The following is a 1,287-nucleotide window of genomic DNA, read 5'->3' as shown; positions in this document are numbered from 1 at the left end:
GCTTGTTACCTGATCCCATATGGCTTGTCTCAATTTGCGTACGGCACGCTATCAGACCGCTTAGGTCGTAAACCGATCATCATCGTCGGTCTACTTATCTACATCCTAGGTACTTTGGTGGCGCTATTTGCACACCAATTTGAGTGGTTCTTGGCTGGTAGCTTCATTCAAGGTTTGGGGATCGGTTGTGGCGGCGCGATGTCACGAACTCTAACTCGCGACTGCTTTGAAGGTGCTGAGCTGCATCGTGCAAACAGCTTGATCAGCATGTGCGTGATTTTCTCACCACTAATGGCACCAGTACTTGGCGGCTACCTAACAGAAGCATTTGGTTGGCGCTCTAGCTACCTATTTCTAGCCCTGTTCGGCATCGCGGTGGTGATTACCATGATGGCCAGCATGATGGAGACTCTGCCAAAAGAGAAACGCAAGTTCGAACCAGTGGCAAAAAGCTACAAGCACGTTTTGTCTGACCGCCGCTTCCAAGGCTTTTTAATCTGCCTAGTTGCGACGTTTGCTGGCGTAGGTGTGTTCGAAGCAGCAGCTGGGGTATTACTAGGTGGTGTATTGGCATTACCAGCCACTACCGTAAGTTTGCTGTTTATCTTGCCGATCCCGGGCTACTTAGTGGGAGCAGGTTTGTCTAGCTATATCGCGCAGCGTCGCTCTGAGCGTCGTGCGTTAAATGTTGGCTTGGTGTCGATCTTTATCGGTTCAGCCGTCGTATTAATCCCAGGCTTGTTTGGCGTAACAACTGCACTGACGTTAATTGGTGGCGCAACTATTTATTTCCTAGGTGCGGGCATTCTGTTCCCTGCGGCAACAACAGGTGCAATTGCTCCGTTCCCTTACCACGCGGGGACAGCTGGTGCGACTCTGGGTGGTATGCAGAACTTGGGCGCCGGTATTGCAACCTTGCTTGCATCGGTATTCCCAGCGCATAACCAAATGCCGCTTGGTGTTTTGATGATGGCAATGTCAATTGTCGCGATGCATAGCCTATTGTGGGTACACAGAGCACACGATCATTCAAACGAAATGCCACAAGTCATTTAACCGCCATTTCAATCTGACCAAAACATTGAAAAGGGACACACGAAATAGTGTGTCCCTTTTTTCATATCACACTACCTCTATTTATTGATGAGAATGATTTAACTTTAGAAGTGATATTTGTTAAAAATAACAGTTGCTTACACAATGCGTTTTCAAGCCAACAGGTCACAACAATGAGCCGTTCAGAAATGGGGAGAGTATTCACTTCTCGAACCACATCTCTGCTCTCTA

The 1,287-nt window shown here is 48.1% G+C and carries 1 protein-coding gene; it reads left to right on the top strand.

Going from position 1 to position 1,287, the window contains the following annotated elements; genetic code table 11:
* On the top strand, positions 1–1,056 hold a 1,056-nt coding region (gene emrD / locus R7F07_RS24970; protein WP_318110630.1), incomplete at its 5' end, for a multidrug efflux MFS transporter EmrD.
* Positions 1,057–1,287: the final 231 nt, after the last annotated feature.

Origin of the sequence: Vibrio sp. YT-16 (assembly GCF_033337405.1) — a bacterium.
GTDB classification, from domain to species: Bacteria; Pseudomonadota; Gammaproteobacteria; order Enterobacterales; family Vibrionaceae; genus Vibrio; species Vibrio alginolyticus.
This window is presented reverse-complemented; position numbering and strand designations above follow the sequence as displayed.